Genomic DNA, 15,949 nt, shown 5'->3' with positions numbered 1-15,949 from the left:
TTGCCGACCCCAGGAGTGACCTATGTCACACCCGTTTAGCTCTCTTTCGCCCGATTTAGTGATGTCTGCAGCCGAGTCGCTTGATATTTGGCCAGCGGGTGAGCCTTTCGCGCTAAATAGCTACGAAAACCGCGTGCTAATGTTTCGCGATGAGGATGGCAAAAACTGGATTATTAAGTTTTATCGGCCTGACCGCTGGTCAGAGGCGGTGATTCAGGAAGAGCATGATTTTTTACAAGAGCTAGCTGATAACGATGTGCCGGTCGTGGCGCCTTGGCGAAACACTCAGGGCCAGTCGCTACATAAGTTTAAAGTATTTAACTTTGCGTTATTTCCTCACTGTCCTGGTCAGGCCCCGGAGCTTGATAACCCTGCTCACTTATTTGCAATGGGCGAGGTGCTGGGGCGCTTACACGAAATCTCCGCTAAACAAGCTTTTCAACACCGCCCGCGATTAGAGATGGCAAGCGGTATCCTTGATGCTCAGCAGCGTGTGCTGACAAGTGAGCGATTGAGTGGTCATCAGCGTCGAGCGTATGAAAACGTCATTACGAAAGTGCATCAGCAGCTTTCAAAGCACAGCGTACCTGCTACCAGCATGATTCGGTGTCATGGTGACTGTCATTTAGGCAATGTGCTTGGCCGCGATGAGCAGTTTACGCTGGTCGATTTTGATGACTGCCTTATGGCGCCCGCGATTCAGGATATCTGGATGATGCTACCCACCGACGACCCGCAGGGCTGGGGAGCACACTTGAATGAGATTACCGAAGGGTATGAGGAAACGCTGCCGTTTCCGACGGAGCAGGTGTCGTTAATTGAACCGTTAAGAAGCTATCGGTTGATTCGTCATACTGCTTGGCTGGTATCGCGCTGGAATGACCCCGCTTTCCCACGAGCGTTTCCGTGGTTGGCGGATAGCGGTTACTGGGATCAGCATATCCGCCAGTTAGAGCAGCAGTGCCTGCAGTTAAAAACCCCGCGTTGGTTGGCATAGCGCGGGAGGGGAATGGCCGCGTAGTGTGTAGAGCTGAGCGGTGTGTTCGCATCGCCTTGTTAGCTGCGACGCTGCCATAAATGAGAGGCTTACGTTAAAATAGGTTATTCCAGACAATAATGGTTCAGCAGTCTTTCTAGCGATTTTTTGTACATTAACTGCTGGCCAAGATACTCGTAAATTTTATATTCAGACGGGTCTAATATTAATTCGCGTAAAGAAAGAATTGACGTAGGTGTCAGTCTTTTTGCATTTGTGCACCGTTCTTGATGAGGCTTAACATGTCCGATGATATTGCTCACCACTATCGCCAGATAATCACTGCTTTGGGAGAAGATCCCGATCGGGAAGGATTGCGGGATACGCCAAAGCGGGCAGCGAAAGCCATGCAGTTTTTGAATGCGGGCTATAATCAGTCGCTGGGAGAAATTATTAACGGTGCCGTGTTTGAGTCGCACACAGACGAAATGGTGCTGGTAAAAGACATTGAGCTTTATTCAATGTGTGAACACCATCTGCTGCCCTTTATTGGCAAGTGCCATATCGCCTATTTACCTAACGGCAAGGTGCTGGGGCTATCTAAATTTGCGCGCATTGTTGATATGTTTGCACGACGTATGCAGATCCAAGAAAATCTCACCCTACAAATCGCCGATGCCGTTCAAGAAGTCACGCAGGCAAAGGGCGTCGCAGTGGTCATTGAGGCTCGCCATCTTTGCATGATGATGCGTGGCGTCGAGAAGCAAAACTCCAGTATGACCTCATCCGTCATGCTAGGCAGGTTTCGCAGCGACCAGGCGACTCGGCAAGAATTCCTAATGCTGATTAATTGAATCTGATGCCGCTAGCCGATAATCAAGGCACGCTAGAAACTTGGTTTATAGGGGTGTTTCGTCTTAGCATGAAGTGTTAACAAGCCTACACGGCCATCATTTGGTCAGGAGTCTGTCATGGAAGCGCTTAAAGAAACGCAGCTGTATTGTCCTTTTGCCTATATCGACGGCAGTTGGGTTGCAGCCGATAGCGGCGAGCAGATCACGGTCTTGAATCCGGCAACCGGTGAGGCTATCGGCAATATTCCGCGGTTAGGTAAAGTTGAGACTGAGCGGGCCATCGATGCCGCCGACGCCGCTCTGCCTGCATGGCGTGCATTGACCGCTCAGGAACGCGCCGACTTATTATTAAAGTGGCACGACCTGATGCTTGAGCATCAGCAAGACTTAGCCATGCTGATGACCTACGAGCAGGGCAAGCCGCTTAAAGAAGCCGCGGGCGAAATTGCCTATGCTGCAAGCTTTTTGCGCTGGTTTGCTGAAGAGGCCCGGCGCGTTTACGGTGAAACGATTCCCGCGGCAAACGCCAATCAGCGTATCGTCGTGACTAAGCAGCCAGTGGGCGTTGTGGGCGCGATTACCCCGTGGAACTTCCCGGCGGCGATGATCACCCGTAAAGCGGGCGCTGCGCTGGCCGCTGGCTGTACGATTGTCGTCAAGCCTGCGAGCCAAACGCCGTTTTCAGCCACGGCATTAGCGCTATTAGCTGAGCGTGCGGGCATTCCGCGTGGGGTTTTTAACGTAGTGCCGGGCAGCGCCAGTGATATTGCGCAAGCGATGACGCACTCGCCGAAGGTGCGCAAAATCACCTTCACCGGTTCTACCGAAGTGGGTAGTAAACTGATGGCGCAGGCGGCTGAGCATATTCAGAAAATCTCGCTAGAGCTGGGTGGCAACGCGCCATTTATTGTCTTTGAAGATGCTGATTTAGATGCCGCAGTAGATGGTGCTATGGCGGCGAAATTTCGTAATGCTGGGCAAACCTGTGTATGCACCAACCGCTTCTTAGTCCACTCCAGTGTCATCAACGCGTTTTGTGAAAAGCTGGCGGTGGCAATGAACAGTGAGTTGCGCGTTGGCGATGGCACCAAAGCGAATATTAATCTTGGCCCGTTAATCGATGAAAATGCGGTCAAGAAAGTCAGCGAGCACGTGCAGGACGCGATAGATAATGGCGCTGAGCTGCTGCTGGGTGGGCACCCCCATCCATTGGGCGGTAATTTCTTTACGCCGACGCTGATTAGCTTTGCCACCGATAAAATGAAAGTGGCTCACGAAGAGACGTTTGGCCCGCTTGCCGCTGTCTTCCCGTTTGACGATGAGCAAACCGCGATAGCAATGGCCAATGACACTCAGTATGGCCTAGCCGCGTATTTCTACTCGCGTGATCTGGCTCGCGTGTGGCGCGTCGCTGAAGCGCTAGAATATGGCATGGTAGGGATTAATACTGGCGCCATTTCTAACGCAGCGGCACCGTTTGGTGGGGTTAAAGCATCGGGCTTAGGTCGCGAGGGCGGTCATCAAGGGTTGGAAGAATACCTTGAAACAAAGTATCTATGCATTGACCTTGGCTAGCGCTTTGAAGCCTGTCTTTTAATCGGCAGCCACTGTCATTAACAAGCCCCCATTGGCAGAGTGCCAATGGGGGCTTGTTATGTGCTGGGTGGGCCAGCGGTGCTAGTGAAAAGGCTTAGTGGCGGAAGTGGCGCATGCCGGTAAATACCATGGCAATGCCTGCTTCATTGGCGGCGTCGATCACTTCCTGATCGCGCATTGAGCCACCGGGTTGAATAACCGCGGTAATACCCGCTGCTGCCGCGGCATCAATGCCATCACGGAACGGGAAGAAGGCATCAGATGCCATGACCGACCCAGGCACTGAAAGGCCTTCGTCTGCGGCTTTGATGCCCGCAATTTTGGCTGAGTAAACGCGGCTCATTTGTCCTGCGCCCACGCCCACTGTTTGCCCATCTTTGGCATACACAATGGCGTTGGACTTAACGAACTTAGCCACTCGCCAAGCAAAGGCTAGGTCGCGCAGTTCTTGCTCGCTGGGAGCGCGTTGGCTGACAACCGTCAAGTCCTCGCGTGCCACCATTCCCTCATCGCGCTCTTGTACTAATAGCCCACCGTTGACGCGCTTGAGATCAAATGCAGTCTGGTGTTCGCCTGACCAATGATCGCTGACATCCAGTAGGCGAACGTTCTGCTTGCTGGCCACAATGGCGGCAGCGTCATCGCTAATCCCGGGGGCGATAATTACTTCGACAAACTGGCGATCGATAATTGCCTGGGCGGTTTCAGCGTCCAGCGCTGTATTGAAGGCAATGATGCCGCCAAATGCGCTGGTAGGGTCGGTGGCGAAGGCTTTGTCATAAGCCGCTAGCGCTGTTGAACCAACGGCAACGCCGCAGGGGTTGGCATGCTTGACGATCACACAGGCGATCTCTTTAAAAGCCTTGACGCATTCAAACGCCGCATCGGTATCGGCAACGTTGTTATACGATAGCGGTTTGCCTTGCAGCATTTTTGCCGTGGCAACGCTTGGCTCGCTAGCCTGCGGGTCAACGTAGAACGCTGCCTGCTGATGGGGATTTTCGCCGTAGCGCATATCCTGCTTTTTATGCAGCTGAAGATTAAAGGTGCGGGGAAATGCTTCGTCTGCAGCGTCAACCTTGCGGCCCAGGTAGTCGGCAATAGCGCCATCATAGCCGGCGGTGTGTTCGAATGCTTTGACCGCTAAATCGAACCGCGTTGCCGTGCTTACTTGACCATTTTGAGCGGCCAGCTCACCAAGCACGCGGGCGTAGTCAGCGGTATTCACGACGATTGTTGTATGCGCGTGGTTTTTAGCGCAGGCGCGTACCATGGTAGGGCCGCCAATATCGATATTCTCGATAGCATCTTCTAACGTGCAATCAGGCTTAGCGACAGTCGCGGCGAAGGGGTAGAGGTTAACGACGACCATATCGATAGGGGTAATGTCGTTTTCGGCCATGACCGCATCATCCTGGCCGCGCCGTGCCAAAATGCCGCCGTGAATTTTGGGATGAAGCGTTTTGACACGACCATCCATAATTTCGGGAAAGCCGGTATGTTCAGACACTTCTTTCACCGCAATGGCATTTTCTTGCAATAGCCGGAAAGTGCCACCGGTTGAAAGCAGTTCAACGCCATGCTCAGTTAGGCCGCGGGCGAATTCTACAATGCCAGTTTTATCAGAAACGCTCAGAAGGGCGCGGCGGACGGGAGTAGCGTTACTGTCAGTCAAAGTAGGGTTATCAGCCATGGGGATGCTCGTGTGCAGCGTTGTGAAGTCAACGTGGGTAAATAAAAACAACAACGCCCCAGTGTTATGGGGCGTCGCCTTCGATAAGTCCGTAAAGCTTTAGCTTTTTACGCAGGGTGCCGCGGTTCAGGCCCAGTGCATCAGCGGCCCGGGTCTGGTTGCCGTCAGTATGCTCCAAGACGCAGGCCAGTAAAGGAGCTTCTACTTCGGCCATCACCATGGCGTATAGGTCAGTTGCCTGGCTGCCATCGAGATGCTCGAAGTAGCGGCGCATCGCTGTTTCCACGGCCTCCCGCAGAGGCTGCGGTGGTGTGCTCACCGTTGGATTAGCCAGCATGCGGGTGAGGTGAGAAACAGTATCGCTAGAGAGAAGATCGCGTTCGGTCATGCAGCATAGCTTCCTTTGGCTAGCAAACGTGTGGCGGCATCGGGAGCCATCGCGTCGTTGATCCAATCAAATTGCGTTTCGGGTGATGCTAACGCATTGAACTGCTGCTTCAGCGCGTGCTGTTGAGGCGGCGTAAAGCGCGGGTCGTCGCTGAGGTACCAGCCGACATGCTTACGCGCTATGCGTACGCCCATCGTGTCACCATAAAATTCATGCAGTGCGCCAACGTGCCCATTAAGCACCTGCTGGCGCTCGGCTAGGCTGGGTGGCGCCATTCGCGTGCCATGCTGGAAATAGTGGTTAATCTGTTGAAATATCCACGGATTTCCCTGCGCACCACGGCCTACCATGACAGCATCAGCACCGGTGTAAGCGAGAACTTCGGCGGCTTTTTCAGGGCTTGTTATGTCGCCGTTAGCAATCACCGGTATCGAGAGACGAGATTTGATGTCGGCAATCGTGTCGTACTCTGCCTGTCCAGTATAGCGCTGTTCGCGATGTCGGCCATGTACGGCTAGCGCTTGAATGCCTGCGGCCTCGGCCAACTGAGCAATGCGCAGGGCGTTGTTCGATGCCGCGCACCAGCCCGTGCGGATTTTAAGCGTCACGGGAATATCAACGGCGCCCACCACCGCCTGCAAAATGTCAGCGACCAAGGCTTCATCGCGAAGCAGGGCAGACCCTGCCGCTTTATTACACACCTTCTTAGCGGGGCAGCCCATATTAATATCAATAATTTGAGCACCTAGTTCAGCATTCAGGCGGGCTGCCTGGGCAAGCATATCAGCATCACCACCCGCAATTTGCACCACACGCGGGGCTGGCTCGCCCTGGTGGTCCATTCGCAGCTGTGATTTACGCGTATGCCATAGGCTAGGGTCTGACGTAACCATTTCGCCCACCACCCAGCCAGCACCCAGCTGTCGGCATAGCTGACGAAAGGGGCGGTCGGTAACGCCGGCCATTGGTGCCAGGATTACGCGATTTGATAATCGATAACGACCAATGCTGGGTAGGGTGTTCATTAACGTCATGGCGTAGGCTATGTGGATGCTGGTCTGGCGACGAGTAAGCGCTTTCGAGGGTGCGTATGATACGCCTACTCGCCGTTAGGTTGAAGGCCGCAGGGTGCTTTAATCTGGGCGCTGGCCTGAGAGCCTTACCCAGCCTTCACGAATCACCGGATCTTGCATGATGATGCCCTGGGCCGTGTAGGCTTGCTGAACATCGTCGGCCTGATTGGCTAAAATACCCGATAGCGCAATGCGCCCACCTGGGGCCACGTGCCCGGCAATCATCGGCGCTAGCTCAACCAGTGGGCCCGCCAGTATGTTAGCGGTTACCACAGGATAACGAACGTCATCGCTTAACTGCTCAGGGTAATAAAGCGATAGCTGCTGTTCGGCAATGCTATTACGTTCTGCGTTATCACGACTAGCTTGCAATGCCTGGGGATCAATGTCGGTAGCGTCGGCATGGTGTGCGCCAAGCTTTAGGGCGGCGATAGCGAGAATGCCCGAGCCACAGCCTACATCAAGCACATGCTGCTGCGCTAAGTGGCCAGCCACTGCCAGTTCATCCAGCCACTCTAGGCACAGCGCGGTAGTCGGGTGCGTGCCGGTGCCAAACGCAAGGCCTGGATCTAGAATCAGGTTGACCGCGTCTGCCTCAGGCGGCTCGTGCCAGCTGGGCACAATCCATAGCCGCTGGCCCATGCGTAGAGGGGTGAAATCATCCATCCACTCACGCTCCCAGTCGCGGTCGGCAAGTAGCTCATACTCGATCGTGGGGCAGGGTTCGCTCGGCATGTGCTCCGACCAGGCCGCCTCAATGCGCGTAAGCATGTCGTCAACGCCTTCAAGGTCATCATAAAGCCCTGTCAGAATCGTATCTTGCCAAAGCGGAGTGGTGCCGCGTTCAGGCTCAAATACCGGGTCGTCGTGGGCATCTTGAAGGCCAATGGCAGTCGCGCCTTCTTCGAGCAGCAGCTCTTCCAGAAATTCTGCTTGCTCGGGTGCGACATGAGCTTTGAGTTGAAGCCAGGGCATGCAGGTTCTCCGCAAGGCGAATTTAAAAATAGAGACAGTAAAGACAACTACAGTAAAGACAACTACAGTAAAGACAGTACCGTAAAGACAACTACGGGGTGGACGTGGCCACCCCGTTGGGTATCGAACATAGCGCTGGAGTGGCGTTAGCCGCCGAGTTTCTTTTCCAGGTAGTGGATGTTGACACCGCCTTCGCGGAAGTGGCTGTCACGAACCAAATCTTTCTGCAGATCGATATTGGTTTTGATGCCTTCCACAAGTAGTTCATCAAGCGCATTGCGCATGCGCGTCAGCGCAATTTCGCGGTCTGCACCCCACGTGATCAGCTTGCCGATCAGGGAGTCGTAGTGGGGAGGCACGGTGTATCCCGTGTAAAGATGCGAGTCCATACGCACACCCAGGCCACCCGGCGAGTGAAATAACGTCACTTTCCCGGGCGAAGGCATAAAGGTACGGGCATCTTCGGCATTAATCCGGCACTCGAAAGAGTGGCCAGCGATCTTCACGTCTTCTTGACGAATAGACAGCGGAAGGCCAGAGGCTATGCGCAGCTGTTCTTTGACGATATCCACGCCGGTAACCATTTCAGTAACCGGGTGTTCGACTTGAACGCGGGTATTCATCTCAATGAAGAAATACTTGCCGTCTTCGTACAAGAACTCAAAGGTGCCGGCGCCACGGTAATTGATTTTAATGCACGCCTGACGGCAGGCTTCAAGCACCTGCTCACGCGCTTTCTGATCAAGACCGGGGGCTGGGGCTTCTTCAAGCACTTTTTGATGACGGCGCTGAAGAGAGCAGTCGCGATCATAAAGATGGATAGCGTTACCTTGGCCATCAGCCAGCACCTGCACTTCTACGTGACGCGGTTTCTCAAGGAATTTTTCCATGTAGACCGTGCCGTCACCAAACGCCGCCTGTGCTTCGGTACGCGTAACGGTAATCGCCGACAGCAGGTGGCCTTCAGTATGCACCACACGCATGCCACGCCCGCCGCCGCCAGAGGCTGCTTTGATGATGATCGGATAGCCGATACGCATAGCCGTCGCTAGATTGACAGCATCGTCATCGCCGAGTGGCCCATCGGAGCCTGGAACCGTAGGAACACCGGCTTCCTTCATCGATTGAATCGCGCTGACTTTATCACCCATCAGGCGAATCGTTTCTGCGCGGGGCCCTATGAAAGTAAAGCCTGAACGCTCTACCTGCTCGGCAAAGTTGGCGTTTTCCGACAGAAAGCCATAGCCCGGGTGAATGGCCGTTGAGTCAGTCACTTCGGCCGCGCTGATAAGGGCCGGTATATTCAGGTAAGACTGCGCTGACGATGCCGGTCCGATACAAACGGCTTCATCTGCCAAACGAACGTGCATGAGTTCACGATCAGCTTTGGAGTGTACCGCGACGGTTTTAATGCCCAGTTCTTTACAGGCCCGTAGGATACGAAGGGCAATCTCGCCGCGATTCGCGATTAATACCTTGTCCAGCATGGGAGAGTCCACCCGTGTTGAAAATGAAAGATTAAGCGATAACGATCATAGGCTGATCGAATTCCACCGGCTCGCCATCTTCCACCAGAATAGCTTCCACCACGCCGTCACGGTCAGCTTCAATCTGGTTCATCATCTTCATGGCTTCAATGATACATATGGTATCGCCTTGCTTAACGGTGTCGCCTACTTCCACAAAGGATTTAGCGCCCGGTGCTGGGCTGCGATAAAAGGTGCCAACCATCGGTGAGTTAACTGCTTCACCACGGTAGCTTACACCGGCAGATTCAATATCCGCAGGCGGTGCGCTTGCGACCGGCGCATAGGTTGGCTGCGCATACTGGGGCATTGGCTGCTGCTGCCAAGTCGCACCGTTCGGATGGCGGCTTATGCGGACTGATTCTTCGCCTTCTTGAATTTCAATCTCACTAATATTGGATTCTTCGAGAAGCTCAATCAGTTTCTTAACTTTGCGGATATCCATGGCATAGCCCCATCAATGTCATAAAAGGTAGTCACAGAGCAAACTCAGCCTCTAAGCGGAGGTGCTATGCGGCGCTGAACTAGCGCAGTAAACCAGATTTTAAAATGAAGAGAACGCGGCATGTTAGTGAACGTTACCTCGTTCTCACCCCTAAAAAGGAAGTTTTTAGCTAATATGGGAGCGGAGTTTGCCGAAAAAGTGCCACGATGTCCAGCAGCCGGCCCGGCAAGCGTTGACGTAGTCTTAGAGGATGCTGGGCAGTATCTGGCCGGCGATATCCACGATACGAGCCCTTTATGCATGTCACTGGGCCGCTATCCACTGGCTGACAGATTCAAGATGTTGCTGAAGCTGGTCGGCGGTTACTTCGCCCTGAATGCGGGCATCGCGCAGTTCCTGGCCTTGATTAAAAAATAGCAGGCTGGGCGGACCAAATAAATTGAACTGGTCTAGCAGCTCTCGGCTGTTGCTATCGGTGTGCGTGACATCGGCGGCAATCAGCTTATAGCCACTTAACGCTGCGGTAACGCGTGCATCTGGATATACATCGCGTTCCATTAATTTGCATGAAATGCACCAGTCGGCAGTAAAGTGCACAAACACCGGCTGATGATTGCTTTTTGCGTTAGCAATTTCATCCTCAAGAGCGCTCAATGTGTCGACTTCAGTGAAGCTGAGTGCCTGTGCCTGTACAGCGTTTGCTGGATTGGGGGTTGCCGCGAGTGGGCGCAGCGGATTGTTGCCCCCTTGGGCGGCTCCGATCACCAGCAGTACGCCCCAAGTCAGTAGCATAAGCGCAAGCGTTTGGCGCGCGCGCGGCCAGCCCAGCGGCTGATTGACGTTTAAAGCGCCTAAAGCGAGCGCGCTTCCAATCGCTAGCGCAGCCCATAGCAGCAGCGCGACGGGTGCGGCGACCAAGCGCTCTACCATCCAAATAGCCACCCCCAGCAGCAGCAGGCCAAAGCCAATTTTTACGCCGTTCATCCAGGCACCGCTGCGTGGTAGCAAGGTGGCGCCGAACGTGCCGACTAAAAGAAGGGGCACACCCATTCCCAAGCCCAGCGCAAACAGCACTGCGCCGCCAAGCGCAGCATCCCCGGTAGACGAAATAAATACCAACGCGCCTGCTAACGGCGCCGTGACGCAGGGTGATACCACTAGCACTGAAAGGGCGCCCGCTACAGCTAAACCCGCAGGGCCGCTGCGCTGAGCGCGTGCCTGCCAAGCATCAATGCGGTTGGTTAAGCGCGGCGATAGATTGAGGTTAAACGCGCCAAACATTGCTAAAGCAAAGAGCGAGAAGAGTACCGCAAAGATGATTAAGACCGGTGCCGACTGCAAGCGCGCCTGAAGATTAAGTCCGGCGCCAAACAGCCCCATCAATACGCCCACAAGCGCATAAGTCACTGACATGCCTAATACATAACTGGCAGAAAGCACAAATGCCCGAGAGCGAGTAGGGTTCTGGCCGACCACAATCGATGACAGAATAGGAATCATCGGCAGCACGCAGGGCGTAAAGGTAAGCCCTAAGCCAGCGATAAAAAATAGCCCCAGCGCCAATGGCAGGCTTGCGCTGCTAATCAAGCTGCTGAAGCGGCTGTCTTCACTTTGGGGGGCTGAAAAGTCACTCTGCGTTGCGGTGTCAGCTGTATCTTGTCCTGAGGCGTTGGCCGCTGCGTCGGAGCTGCTGTTATCGGCCTGCCAGTCAGCGAATTGGCTGGGTGGCTGTGTCTCACTGGCCTGAAGGTTAGCTTGTTCCGGGGGGTAGCAGAGCCCTGCGTCCGCGCAGCCTTGAAAGGTTAGAGTGATATCAAGCGGGCCTGAGTAGGGGGTGCTTAAGGGGACCTCAAAGACTAATTGATCCCTGAATACGTACACATCTCCCATGAATTCATCGTTAATAAACGTGCCCTGGGGGATGTTAGGCTCGCCTAGGTCGACGCTCTCGATTTGGCTGCTAACCGCAAACTGGTGGCGATAAAGGTAATATTCATCAGCAATGTCCACGCCGATATAAAGGGTGTCGTCATCATGCCAAGCAGTGGGTTCAAATGCCTCCATAACGGGCAAAAATGCGTCTTGATTACTCGAGGAAGAGAACCACTGGGCGTGAGCCATCAGCGGTAGTCCGATAAGTAGAAGGGTGAATAAAGCAAATCGGCTTAGGCGCTTAAAAGGTAACAAGGTATATCCTTAATTAATGGCATCGCAATGCAGGTAAACAGCATACCGCAAGCTTAAGCGTCTGACTTACTCGCTGCGGTGACATGACGCGGCCGCTCGTGCGCTAGCCCTTATCGCTAGGCTGATAACGCAAAAAACCGCCCGAAGGCGGCCTTTAGATGCATTAAGCGGGTATGAATTCCCGCTTAGGTGCTAATTATTACGCTTTTTGATAGGCGCTAACGGATTTTTCAATCGCTTTACGCGCCGCGTCGGCACCTTCCCAAGACTCTACTTTTACCCACTTGCCTTTTTCTAGATCTTTGTAATTCTCGAAAAAGTGAGCGATTTGCTGACGCAGCAGTTCAGGTAGATCAGTGACTTCCTGAATGTTGTCGTACAGTGAGCTCAGCTTGGCATGGGGCACACATATCAGTTTGGCATCTTCACCGGCTTCATCGGTCATGTTCAGAATACCAACCGGGCGTGCACGGATAATGCTGCCAGGCTGAACGGGATGCGGTGTGACGACTAAGGCGTCAAGGGCATCGCCATCGTCGGCTAGGGTGTGGGGAATGAAGCCATAGTTGGCTGGGTAAAACATGGGGGTGGCCATGAAGCGGTCAACGACCAGCGCGCCCATATCCTTGTCAATTTCATATTTGATCGGGTCATGGTTAGCTGGAATTTCGATCACCACGTAAACGTCGTTGGGGAGATCCTTTCCGGCAGGGATATTATCGAAGTTCATCGTTGATTCCTTGATAGTACAGTGGCTGAGTCTTGCTGCGGCTAAGCAATCGCTTCAGAGGCTTTGATAGCCGGAATTATACGAATATGGCTACACGATTGCCAATGTGACATAACGGGAGGCTGAGAAAGGTTGGCGATTTTATAACATTTCAGCGCTTAAATAGGCGAGAGACACTTTGAATCGGCCGATAGAGACGTTTGGTGAGCATCGCTCCTGGTTCACAGTGTGTATCATAAGTGCTCGAGTCGACAGCCTAGGAGGATGCCTTGTCGCACGCCCAGTTGCTCATCAGTTATGGTCAAGCGTTTGTCGCCCCCGATCGATGCCTACATCGCAGTTCAATGTCAGTACGCTTTCCTGAGGCACCGCTACTGCGCGCCAAAGGCGGCTGTGCGGTGATTAGCGACTCGATTTCACGCAACACCATGGCCAAACAGGCCGGTGACCTAAGCGTACGCGGTTTTCTGGCTGACTATTTTTCAACGCCTGAGCACTGGGATGTCAAAACATCTGCCACCCGCGTCCTGCGCGCACTGAATAGCTGGTGCTATAGCCAAAGCCAGCATGTTAAAGAGGGCAGCTTCGTTTCCTCTATGTCCGCCATGGTCTTTCGCGGCCGTGAAGCTCATCTATTTCATATGGGCGATACGCTGGTCTTTCGCTTGCGCGGCGCAGAGTTTGAGCAGCTAAGCCGCGACCACGTAACGGACGTGGGCGGCTACCGCTATCCTTCGCGGGCACTGGGCATGGACGGCAGTGTCGACATTGATTACACCCATATAGCGTTGAAACAGGGCGATTTATTTCTTTTCACTACCCAGGGTGTGCGCGGCACGTTACTGCCTTCAGACTACGTGCGCTTGATTCGCCAAGACGCGAGCGATTTAGACGCTGCCTGTGAGCGTTTAGCGGATGAGGCGAAGCAGCGCGCTCAGGAGCGTGGCTATGGAGGCGATCAATTTTGCTTCCAGCTAGTTCGCATAGATGAATTGCCGGAGGAAACAACCGAGCGCCCTGGGCAGCTTTATGGCGATTTGCCCATTCCGCCTGAGCTGGCGCCGGGCGATCGCTTAGATGGCCTTGAGGTGCTCGCGGTGCTGTCACGAACCGCGCAGTCTCGCGTTTATCGCGTTCGCGATGTGCACACCGAGCGTGAAATGGTGATGAAAGCACCAAGCCCCGAGCTTTCGTTGCGTAATGCCTACCTTGAGCATTTTCTGCTGCAGCAATGGGTCGTAGAGCGCGTTAATTCCCCCTTTGTCGTCAAAGTAATGGAGCGGTCTCGTTCGCGTCGCTACCTCTACTACCTTATGCAGCATATCGAGGGAGAAACGCTTCGCCAGTGGGCAGAACGCCATCCGCAGGCGAGCTTGGTGCAGCGGCTTGATATCGCCAATCAGCTCGGTAAGGCGGTGCAGGCTCTGCATCACCGAGATATTATTCATCAGCAAATTAGCCCTGATAATATTCTAATCGATCTACACGGTAAGCTGGTATTGACAGACTTTAGCGCTTGCCACATGCGGGATGGCGAAGGACATCGACATTCTGGCGAGCTGCTCAGTCAAGTTGGCCTCAACGAGCACACTGCGCCAGAGTATGCCCTAGGAGATGCCATCGGCCGTCGCAGCGATCAATATTCGTTAGCATCAACTGTCTATTGGCTGTTGACCGGGGCTCTGCCCTATACATTGACGCCAAATCGGCTGCGCAGCCATACCGACCTTGAAGAGCTGTCGTTTCGCAGCGCACGCACCACGAACCCTGAAATCTCCCCCGACTTAGACGATGCACTGCGCCGTGCGCTGGATCCACAGCGAGCGCTGCGCTTTAGGCGCATGTCAGAGTTTATGCATGCGATACGCGTGCCGCTTGGCCGTCGCTCTGCTCAAGATGAAAGCCGTCAGGAGCCACGACGTTTCTGGCAGGGCGTCGCGGGGATTTTACTGCTGCTGCTGGTGCTTTCCTGGCTATTGCGCTAAACGCAAAGCATAAAAAAACGGGGGATGATTGATGTCATCCCCCGTTTTTGATGGTGCGTTTTACCGCTAGGCTTTTTACTGCCGGGCTGTTTTACAGAACTAGGTTACTTGTTTACAGCGTAAAGACCGGCAGTTTGCGCTCGGCTTTGGCTAGCTTCAGCTTGGCTACTTTAGGCAGGCCGTTTTCAAAAGGTGGGAAATCTTCACCTTGGATGAGCGGTGAAAGATAGTCGCGGCACGCCTGCGTAATGCCAAGTCCGTTAGCACTAATAAAGTCGCGGGGCATGAACTTCTCTTGGTTAGCCACCTGAGACAGTGGGGCAGAAATCACATCCCACTGGTAAGGGTTCTGAGAAATGCGGCGAATGGCCGGCATCATGGCATTTTTGCCAGCAAGCGCCAGCGTTACCGCTTCGTAGCCGACCGCGTAGGCTTGCTCAACGTCGGTTTTAGACGCCAAGTGGCGCGCGGCACGCTGAAGGTAGTCTGCTACCGCCCAGTGATATTTGTAACCCAGGTCTTGTTTGATCATGCCGGCAAGCGTCGGTGCTACGCCGCCTAACTGGCGATGGCCAAAGGCATCGGTATTGCCCGCATCGGCTAAGAACGTGCCGTCTTCGTAACGGGCACCTTCTGACACCACTATCACGCAGTAACCGTACTGCTTAACGCATTCTTCAACCCGTGCCATTGCCACTCTACGGTTGAAGGGGATTTCCGGGAAGATGATTAGGTGCGGCGGCTCGCCTTCCTCTTGGCCTGCTAGCCCACCCGCGGCGGCAATCCAGCCGGCATGGCGACCCATCACTTCAAGCACGAACACCTTAGTGGACGTCGCGCACATAGAGGCGATGTCCAGCGACGCTTCAAGCGTTGAGGTAGCAATATACTTAGCAACGCTGCCAAAGCCAGGGCTGTTATCGGTGATCGGCAGATCGTTATCCACGGTTTTGGGCACATGGATGGCCGTGAGCGGATAGCCCAACTTTTCGGAAAGCTGCGAGACTTTTAAGCAGGTATCGGCGCTGTCGCCACCGCCGTTGTAGAAAAAGTAGCGGATATCGTGAGCTTTAAAGACTTCAATCAGGCGCTCGTACTGAGCACGATGCGTATCGATATCTTTCAGCTTATAGCGGCAGGAGCCGAAAGCGCCACCGGGCGTGTGGCGCAGTGCGGCAATCGCTTCGTCAGACTCTTGGGTGACATCGATGAGGTCTTCGGTTAGAGCGCCGATAATGCCGTTATGACCGGCGTACACCTTGCCAATTTTATCGGGCGCTTGGCGGCAGGCTTCAATAACGCCGCAGGCGCTGGCGTTAATTACGGCGGTGACGCCACCGGACTGGGCGTAAAAGGCATTATGCTGGGCCATGGAACGTCTCATCTCTTGAAAACGGATAGGGTAAATCGAAGTCATATACCATCGCTAGGAAAAATCGCTAGTGGTGGCAGGTTAAGCTTAGGTTATGCAGTGCGGCAAAGTTTAGTGCAAAGCTATGATGGCTGCATCAGCGGCTATCG

13 protein-coding genes are annotated in these 15,949 nt (G+C 54.1%); 4 read left to right on the top strand and 9 right to left on the bottom strand.

The window, feature by feature from the left end; all coding sequences use genetic code 11:
• Positions 1 to 22: 22 nt before the first annotated feature.
• From CIK78_RS11865 to CIK78_RS11855, 3 genes are all read left to right on the top strand, one after another.
• Positions 23 to 997, top strand: coding sequence for a serine/threonine protein kinase (locus CIK78_RS11865; RefSeq protein WP_096280282.1), 975 nt, complete (start codon positions 23 to 25; stop codon positions 995 to 997).
• Between the two features lie 281 nt (positions 998 to 1,278).
• The gene (gene folE, locus CIK78_RS11860) at positions 1,279 to 1,830 is read left to right on the top strand and encodes a GTP cyclohydrolase I FolE (RefSeq protein ID WP_096280280.1); all 552 of its coding nucleotides are present in this window, start codon (positions 1,279 to 1,281) and stop codon (positions 1,828 to 1,830) included.
• Positions 1,831 to 1,947: 117 nt separating this feature from the next.
• On the top strand, positions 1,948 to 3,405 hold the full coding sequence (locus CIK78_RS11855) for an NAD-dependent succinate-semialdehyde dehydrogenase (protein WP_096280278.1): 1,458 nt from the start codon (positions 1,948 to 1,950) through the stop codon (positions 3,403 to 3,405).
• Positions 3,406 to 3,520: 115 nt separating this feature from the next.
• Here the strand turns inward: CIK78_RS11855 and purH are convergent, their stop codons facing one another.
• The 8 genes from purH to ppa form a co-directional block, all read right to left on the bottom strand.
• A complete protein-coding gene (gene purH, locus CIK78_RS11850) occupies positions 3,521 to 5,119 on the bottom strand; it encodes a bifunctional phosphoribosylaminoimidazolecarboxamide formyltransferase/IMP cyclohydrolase (RefSeq protein WP_176483398.1) in 1,599 nt (532 codons plus the stop codon).
• 64 nt (positions 5,120 to 5,183) lie between these two features.
• Positions 5,184 to 5,507: a DNA-binding transcriptional regulator Fis gene (fis, locus tag CIK78_RS11845; RefSeq protein ID WP_096280275.1), complete on the bottom strand. Its 324-nt coding sequence runs from the start codon at positions 5,505 to 5,507 to the stop codon at positions 5,184 to 5,186.
• Positions 5,504 to 6,541, bottom strand: a complete 1,038-nt coding sequence (gene dusB / locus CIK78_RS11840; RefSeq protein WP_096280273.1) for a tRNA dihydrouridine synthase DusB — start codon at positions 6,539 to 6,541, stop codon at positions 5,504 to 5,506. The genes fis and dusB overlap by 4 nt, the downstream gene beginning before the upstream one ends.
• Before the next feature lie 99 nt (positions 6,542 to 6,640).
• On the bottom strand, positions 6,641 to 7,555 hold the full coding sequence (gene prmA, locus CIK78_RS11835) for a 50S ribosomal protein L11 methyltransferase (RefSeq protein WP_096280271.1): 915 nt from the start codon (positions 7,553 to 7,555) through the stop codon (positions 6,641 to 6,643).
• A gap of 146 nt (positions 7,556 to 7,701) precedes the next feature.
• A complete protein-coding gene (gene accC / locus CIK78_RS11830) occupies positions 7,702 to 9,042 on the bottom strand; it encodes an acetyl-CoA carboxylase biotin carboxylase subunit (RefSeq protein WP_096280268.1) in 1,341 nt (446 codons plus the stop codon).
• 31 nt (positions 9,043 to 9,073) lie between these two features.
• Positions 9,074 to 9,526 carry an acetyl-CoA carboxylase biotin carboxyl carrier protein gene (accB, locus tag CIK78_RS11825; RefSeq protein WP_096280266.1) on the bottom strand — a complete coding sequence of 151 codons (453 nt, stop codon included), beginning with the start codon at positions 9,524 to 9,526 and terminating at the stop codon, positions 9,074 to 9,076.
• A 303-nt stretch (positions 9,527 to 9,829) separates the two neighbouring features.
• Positions 9,830 to 11,713, bottom strand: a complete 1,884-nt coding sequence (dsbD, locus tag CIK78_RS11820) for a protein-disulfide reductase DsbD (protein WP_225734482.1) — start codon at positions 11,711 to 11,713, stop codon at positions 9,830 to 9,832.
• Positions 11,714 to 11,912: 199 nt separating this feature from the next.
• Entirely contained in the window at positions 11,913 to 12,443 is a 531-nt protein-coding gene (ppa, locus tag CIK78_RS11815; RefSeq protein WP_096280264.1) for an inorganic diphosphatase, read from the bottom strand.
• Between the two features lie 269 nt (positions 12,444 to 12,712).
• On the opposite strand from ppa, the gene CIK78_RS11810 reads away from it, so the two are divergent.
• Positions 12,713 to 14,428: a bifunctional protein-serine/threonine kinase/phosphatase gene (locus CIK78_RS11810; protein ID WP_096280262.1), complete on the top strand. Its 1,716-nt coding sequence runs from the start codon at positions 12,713 to 12,715 to the stop codon at positions 14,426 to 14,428.
• A 112-nt stretch (positions 14,429 to 14,540) separates the two neighbouring features.
• On the opposite strand, the gene CIK78_RS11805 is transcribed toward CIK78_RS11810, so the two are convergent.
• The gene (locus tag CIK78_RS11805) at positions 14,541 to 15,800 is read right to left on the bottom strand and encodes a 6-phosphofructokinase (RefSeq protein ID WP_096280260.1); all 1,260 of its coding nucleotides are present in this window, start codon (positions 15,798 to 15,800) and stop codon (positions 14,541 to 14,543) included.
• Between the last annotated feature and the right edge of the window lie 149 nt (positions 15,801 to 15,949).

Origin of the sequence: Halomonas sp. JB37 (assembly GCF_002332255.1) — a bacterium.
Lineage (GTDB): Bacteria > Pseudomonadota > Gammaproteobacteria > Pseudomonadales > Halomonadaceae > Vreelandella > Vreelandella casei.
The sequence above is the reverse complement of the archived record's forward strand: the minus strand, read 5'-3'. Positions and strand labels throughout refer to the sequence as shown.